Genomic DNA, 7,366 nt, shown 5'->3' with positions numbered 1-7,366 from the left:
TGCAAAACAACACTGTCATTCTGTTAAGAAACTTGGCAGAAGGGAGGTTAAGCTTCTGCTACTTGCTGCCAAGATCCTTTCAGGATGACTAAAAAGAGAATGGGCTGGCCTTGCCTCCAAAGGGGGCATAAAGGAAACTCGCGAAATTCATTATTAAAGTATAATCTCCCGACTTTTGAGGGGCAATAGTAATAAAGTCAAAATTCCATATGCTCACCTTTATCCAACGCAGCCTAGCTGCCTTTCTACTGCTCATTTCCTTTGCCGCGACGGCGCAACAAGTGGTGCCGCAGCCGCAGCAGGCAAGTATCAGCCAACAGCGTTTTACGCCGGCTTACGCCTACAAAGTAAAAGGTTTTAAAAAGGACGCGGCTACCTTAGACTTACTCAAATCGGTGGTACCGGTGGCGGATAAGGGAAAGTTGCTTCCGCTGCAGGTAAAAAAGCTTAAGAAAGGGGAGGGATCGCTGCAGCGTTCGGGTGCCTATAAATTGGTAATCACGCCAGAAGGTATCAATATAGAAGCCTCCGACGACCGCGCGGTTTTCTATGCTGTGCAGACGCTGTCACAGTTGGTGCAGAAAGAGCAGAACGGAAGTATCACCTTGCCGGAGGCTTCGATTACTGACTATCCGCATGTGGCCTACCGCGGTACGGTGGAGGGCTTTTATGGCGAGCCGTGGAGCCACCAGGACCGCCTGGAGCAGCTGCGCTTTTACGGCAAACTGAAGCTCAATACCTACATCTACGGCCCCAAAGACGATCCTTATCACTCTTCTCCGAACTGGCGCAAGCCCTACCCTGCGCAGGAAGAGCAGCAAATAAGAGAGCTGGTGCAGGAGGCAAAACGCAACAAAGTAGATTTCGTATGGGCCATCCACCCGGGCAAAGACATTCAGTGGAACCAGGCCGACAGCAGCGCCATCATCACCAAGTTTAACCAGATGTATGACCTGGGCGTGCGCGCCTTTGCGGTTTTCTTTGATGATATCTCCGGAGCCGGAACGGATGCCAGAATGCAGGCCAACCTGCTCAACTTTATCCAGCGCCAGTTCATCAACAAGAAAAAGGACGTGGCCCCGCTCATCATGTGCCCTACCGAGTACAACAAGGGCTGGGCAAACAAAGAACCCGGCACCTACCTCGACATTCTGGGTGAGCAGCTAGACCCGGCCATCCACGTGATGTGGACGGGCAACACCGTGGTGCACGACATTACTAAAGAAGGACTGGAGTGGGTAAACAAGCGCATTCAGCGCCCGGCTTATGTGTGGTGGAATTTTCCGGTAAGCGACTATGTGCGCAACCACCTGCTCATGGGCCCTTCCTACGGCATTGAAACTGAGACGACGCACGACATGTCGGGTTTTGTATCGAATCCGATGGACAAGGCCGAGGCCTCGAAGGTGGCGATTTTTGGGGTGGCTCTGTACAGCTGGAACATGAAAGCCTATGATCCGCAGCAAGCCTGGGAGGCGGCAAACAGGTACGTGATGCCGGAGGCACCGGAGGCTTTCCGCACCTTCAACGCCCACAACAGCGACCCCGGCCCGAACGGCCACCGCTACCGTCGTGACGAGTCCGTGGAGATCAAGCCTTATATCGATACATTCCTGGAAACCTATAAAAACGGGCTGCATCCTTCAGCGGCGGAAGCCAATAGGATAAAACAAGAATTTGAAAGTATAGCCAAGGCTCCATCCGAGATCCGAAGCAAAAGCCAGAACAAGCGCCTGGTAGAACAGCTGTCGCCGTGGTTGCTGCAGTTCGAGTTACTTGGTAAAGCTGGGACGCATGCCATTGATATGGTAGATAACCGCATGAACCTGAACCCTGCGGCGGCCTGGGCCAATTACCTGCGTGTAGAGGCTGTGCTGGATAGTATGGCGACGGTGGACGCCACGCTCAACCAGAACCCCTACCAGCCGGGCGTGAAAACCGGATCGCTGGTGCTCATGCCATTTGTTGAGGAAGTTTTCAAAATAACCGGTAACCACTTTATGGGTGGAAACCAAGGTATAGCTAGTTCCGACGCTTCAGCAGGCTACAGCCAATCGCAAAGGCTGGCTAACCAACCGTTGCTGGTCAACAACAAAGGCATTGCTTACTCGCCTATGCTGGAGGTGGCCTACCTCGATGGCGGCGAGTACATCGGTTTAAAACCGTCAGAAGCGCTTCAGGCGCAGACTTTATACTTTAACCTGAGCAACAATAACCTGCTGAACTGGGGTGTTTTCGAGACATCCAAAGACGGGAAAGTATGGACGAAAGCCGAAGCAACCGCCGAGCGCGGCAAAGGAAGTATAGACCTCGCCGGCCAAAGTATAAAGTATGTGCGTTTCCGCAACACCTCCGACAAACGCCAGAACTTTTACCTGAAGGAGTTCCGCCTGGAGGTGAAGCCAACAGCCGGAGCGGACGAGTCTATTTTTGCACATGACGGAAGTATCCATACCTACCAGACGTTGACCAACCAGCAGCCGGTCACGGTAACGCTTCCGAAGGAATTGAGAGGAGCAGAACTTGTTGTTCTCCTGAAAAATAATGGTGCCAATTGCAGGATCACTGCACCCGGCCGGAATGGAAAGCAGCAAACGATCTACAGTGGCAGTGGCAGATACATCCGGATCGATAGCAGCAAACTCAAAAATGTATCAAAGCTGACTTTCTCAACCGATAGCCCTCAGCCGGTGCGCATCTACGAACTTGTAAAACAAGAGCCGGCCAGTTAAGGAACTACAGGATGAATAAGAAGCCATATTTTCAGCTCAAACCGATAGTTCACCAAACAATCCATACTTCTAAACAAACGCTCACCCCATGAAAAAAATCTTATATCTTCTACTATTGGTTCTGGTAGTCGCCTTTGAGGCCGGCGCGCAGGAACTTAATATCATCCCCAGACCCAACAAAATAGAACTGGCAAAGGGGCAGTTTGCGCTGGGCAGTGCCAAAGCCATTCAGTATACTTCCGGGGCAGAGAAAGAAGCCGCTTTCCTGGGAAAGGCGCTGCAGGAGAAGTATAACCTGAACCTCTCGACCAATGCCGGGAAAGCGAAAAAGAACACCATCAGCCTGGAGCTGGATAAGAAGCTGTCCAAAGATTTGGGCAATGAAGGGTATAGGTTAACAGCAACACCAACGCAGGTGACGATCAAAGCAGCTTCCGCCGCAGGCATCCACTATGGCATTCAGAGCTTGCTGCAAGCCGTTCATACTTCGGGCGAAAGCTATACTTTGTCGGCAGTTGCCATCGAAGACAAGCCGCGTTTTGAGTGGCGTGCTTTTATGCTCGACGAGGCCCGTCACTTTAAAGGAAAAGAAGAGGTAAAGCTGCTGCTGGACGAGATGGCCCGCTTGAAGATGAACACTTTCCACTGGCACTTGGTGGACGACCAGGGCTGGCGCATCGAGATCAAAAAGTATCCGAAACTGACAGAGGTTGGATCGGTTAGAAAGAGCACGGCAGTTGGGGAGAAGAAGTGGAACAGCAACAAGCAATCCGGGGAGCCGCATAGTGGTTTTTATACCCAGGAGGAGATCAAAGAAATCGTAGCCTATGCGGCAGAACGTCACATCAATGTGGTGCCGGAGATCGAAATGCCGGGCCACGCCAGCGCTGCCATCGCCTCCTACCCCTGGCTTGGCACCGACAATCAGAACATCGAGGTACCGGTAAAATTCGGTCGCTTCTACGACATCTACGACGTGACCAATCCTAAAGTACAGGAGTTCTTCCACGACGTGCTACAGGAGGTGTTCGCGCTGTTCCCTTCCCAGGTAATTCACATCGGTGGGGATGAAGTAGGTTACGAGGCCTGGGAAAAATCAAAGCAGGTGAACGCCTACATGAAGGAGAAAGGCCTGAAAACCTATGCCGACCTGCAGGTGCATTTCACTAACAACATTTCGAAGTATATCGCTGAGAATGGCCGCCGTATGATGGGCTGGAACGAGATTATGGGCATCAACATCCACCATGACTTTGAGGAGAAAAAAGCCGACGCGAACGCCGAGACCGAGCTGGCCAAAAACGTGGTGGTACACTTCTGGAAAGGCGATGTGAAGCTGATCACGCAGGCCGCCTCTAAAGGCTACCAGCTGGTAAACTCGCTGCACTCCATGACCTACCTGGACTATAATTTCAGCGCTATCCCGCTGCAGAAAGCCTACAGCTTCGATCCGGTGCCGCAGGAACTGGCAAAAGAATACCACCAGAACATTATCGGTACCGGCTCCCAGATGTGGAGCGAGTGGATTCCGACCCGGGGCGAAATGCACTACCAGGTGTTCCCGCGCCTGGCCGCTTATGCCGAGGTAGGCTGGACGCAGCCAGAGAACAAAAACTACGAGCAGTTCAAGAAAGCATTGTCGCCGCTATTGAAGGTATGGGAAGCAAAGGGCATTCATTTCGCCCCGCTCTCAGATGCGGAAGAACAGAAGAAGAATCAGTAATAACCTTTGAGTATGAGCAGCGGCATGCATTGCTGCCAATACTTTATACTTTTAGCTAACCGTGCACCACATGAAAAACAGGCCAGCCTTACTGGTTTTATACTTTCTCTTTGGGTTTATACTTCCGGCAGAGGCGCAACAAGTGCATATTATTCCGCAACCTGTTAGCTTGGAGCTGCAGGAAGGGTATTTTATACTTGATGAAAATACGTCCATCCAGTTTAAGCGGAGCAACAAAGAACTGGCCGCCCTGGCAACCTACTTCGCCAACCACGTCAAAGAAGTGTCGGGCTATACCTTGCCCGTGAACAAAAAGAAGGCGAAGCCGATCCGTTTCGAAGTGGAACCTATGGCAGACCTGGGGACGGAAGGGTATAAACTGAGCGTGTCGACCGAGACCATCCTTGTCAAAGGCAACAGCCCGGCGGGCGTGTTCTACGGACTGCAATCGCTGCTGCAGACACTGCCGGCCGTGCGCACTAACGAGGCCTTGCAGGTGCCAGCGATGGAAATCTCGGACGCGCCCCGCTTCGGCTGGCGCGGCATGATGCTCGACGTGAGCCGCCATTTCTACACCGTGGAAGCTGTCAAGGAGTTTATCGATTTGATGGCGCTCTACAAGATGAACACCTTCCACTGGCACCTGACCGATAACGAAGGCTGGCGGCTGGAAATTAAAAAGTACCCGAAGCTGACCTCCGTAGGAGCCTGGCGAAAGGAGATCCCCGGCAGCGTGTACTACAAACCCGATTCTACCTACCAGCAGCCCCTTACAGGCAAACCTTATACCTATGGCGGCTACTATACCCAGGAGCAGGCCAAAGAAGTAGTGGCTTATGGCAAAGCCCGCCACATTACGGTGATCCCCGAAATTGATATTCCCGGCCACTCGGGCGCGGCGCTGACGGCTTATCCGGAGTTCTCCTGCGAGCGCCACCAGCAGCAGGCGCCTACCTCGGCCCTCTGGAACGGCGTGACAGACCCTGCCAAGGTAAACCTGAACTACTGTGCCGGAAACGACAGCGCTTTCCTGTTTTTGCAGGACGTGCTCGATGAAGTGAGGGCCATCTTTCCGGCGGAGTACGTCCACATCGGCGGCGACGAGGTGGACAAGTCGTACTGGAAAAAGTGCCCGCGCTGCCAGGCAAGAATGGCGGCAGAAGGATTGAAGAACGAAGAGGAGCTGCAGAGTTATTTCATCAGGCGCATGGAGCAATACCTGCTGGCCCACAATAAAAAGCTCCTGGGCTGGGACGAGATCCTGGAAGGCGGGCTGGCACCCTCGGCCACGGTAATGAGCTGGCGCGGGGAAAAGGGCGGTATTGCCGCTGCCAAACAGGGGCACGACGTGGTGATGACGCCCAGCGATCCGCTCTACTTTAACCGCTACCAGGCTGGTCCGGAAGGTGAGCCTTTTGCTGCCCGCTACTCGATCAACATGCTGGAGAAAGTATACCAATATAACCCGCACCCGGAGGCCTTAACGGCAGCCGAGCGCAAGTATGTGCTGGGAGCGCAGGCCAACATCTGGACCGAGTTTATCTCCTCGGTAGCGCACCTGGAGTACATGCTTTTGCCGCGCCTGCCTGCCATAGCCGAGGCCCTGTGGACGCCCCTTGAAAAGAAAGATTTTAACAGTTTTGTGAACCGCCTGAACGGCTGGCATTTTCCTGGTTGGGAGGCCAAAGGCATCCGCTTCCACCCGCAGTACTACCAGAGCCAAACGCACGAAGGCAACCGGGAGGTGGAGCCGAATCCGGTGAAGTAGAACAGCGGCCTATGCTCTTTGTCTTTCGGCGATAGGAGAAATCTATCCGGAACTCGGAATAGATCTCTCACAAAGATCGGGCTGACAGAAAAGCAGTTGAGAGGTGAAATCATACATCACCTACGCTTTACTTAGATACAACATGAAGAGACTTCTTCTATTCATCATTCTTATACTTCCTGCACTGGCCACCCAGGCGCAGCGGCCTAACATCGTGGTGTTTCTGGTCGATGACATGGGCTGGATGGATACGTCTGTGCCTTTTGGCGATAAGACTTACCCACTGAACAAGCGCTATCAAACGCCTAACATGGAGCGCCTGGCGCGGGAAGGGATAAAGTTTGCAAACGCCTATGCCACGCCGGTCTGCACGCCTTCGCGGGTAAGTATGATGACCGGGATGAACGCGGCGCACCACGGCGTCACCAACTGGACGACACCCTGGAAAGACCGCAACTCCGATACGCCGGATGAGCAGTTGAACTCCGCTGCCTGGAACATGAACGGCCTGAGTCCGGTAGCGGGCGTTGCCAAAATGGCTCATGCCACGCCGCTTCCGCAGATCCTGAAAGAGAACGGGTACATGACCATCCACGTGGGGAAAGGCCACTGGGGCACGGCCGGCACGCCGGGTGCTAACCCTTACAACCTGGGCTTTGGGGTGAACATTGCCGGGCACGTGGCCGGGCGTCCGCTCAGCTATTTGGGCGAGCAGAACTACGGCAATCTCCCCGGGAAGCCGCTCGATATCCATGCCGTGCCGGATATGGCCGAGTACTTCGGATCGGATACTTACCTGACCGAGGCCTTGACGCGGGAAGCGCTCAAAACACTGGAGGCGCCCATTCAAAACAAGCAGCCTTTCTTCCTGCACATGGCCCACTACGCCGTGCACGACCCCTACGACCCGGACAAGCGCTTTCTGCAAAAGTACCTCGACGCCGGTCTGAGCAAAACCGACGCCATCTACGCCAGCATGGTAGAAGGCATGGACAAGAGCCTGGGCGATATCCTGGAGTACCTGGAGAAGAAGGGCGTAGCTGATAACACGGTGGTGATCTTCATGAGCGATAATGGTGGGCTGAGCCTGGCCTATGCCGGACGAGGCGAGGCGCACACACAAAACCTGCCGCTCAGGGCGGG

4 protein-coding genes are annotated in these 7,366 nt (G+C 53.8%); all 4 read left to right on the top strand.

Features of this window, described 5'->3' with window-relative positions:
• Positions 1 to 209 precede the first annotated feature (209 nt).
• Complete coding sequence (locus OB13_RS08030; protein ID WP_461489640.1) at positions 210 to 2,732, top strand: beta-N-acetylglucosaminidase domain-containing protein; 2,523 nt, start codon at positions 210 to 212, stop codon at positions 2,730 to 2,732.
• Between the two features lie 88 nt (positions 2,733 to 2,820).
• Complete coding sequence (locus tag OB13_RS08025) at positions 2,821 to 4,455, top strand: beta-N-acetylhexosaminidase (RefSeq protein WP_461489639.1); 1,635 nt, start codon at positions 2,821 to 2,823, stop codon at positions 4,453 to 4,455.
• 70 nt (positions 4,456 to 4,525) lie between these two features.
• A complete protein-coding gene (locus OB13_RS08020) occupies positions 4,526 to 6,223 on the top strand; it encodes a beta-N-acetylhexosaminidase (RefSeq protein ID WP_461489638.1) in 1,698 nt (565 codons plus the stop codon).
• Positions 6,224 to 6,365: 142 nt separating this feature from the next.
• A partial coding sequence (locus tag OB13_RS08015; RefSeq protein WP_461489637.1) for a sulfatase-like hydrolase/transferase occupies positions 6,366 to 7,366 on the top strand: 1,001 nt, incomplete at its 3' end.

It is taken from the genome of Pontibacter sp. HJ8 (assembly GCF_054824225.1).
Note: the sequence above shows the minus strand (reverse complement) of the source record. Positions and strands in the feature narration are given on the sequence as shown.

Bases quoted from the DNA above. Each gene is read 5' to 3' on its own strand.
- OB13_RS08030 (WP_461489640.1), top strand. From the start codon at position 210: ATGCTCACCTTTATCCAACGCAGCCTAGCTGCCTTTCTACTGCTCATT.
- OB13_RS08025 (WP_461489639.1), top strand. From the start codon at position 2,821: ATGAAAAAAATCTTATATCTTCTACTATTGGTTCTGGTAGTCGCCTTT.
- OB13_RS08020 (WP_461489638.1), top strand. From the start codon at position 4,526: ATGAAAAACAGGCCAGCCTTACTGGTTTTATACTTTCTCTTTGGGTTT.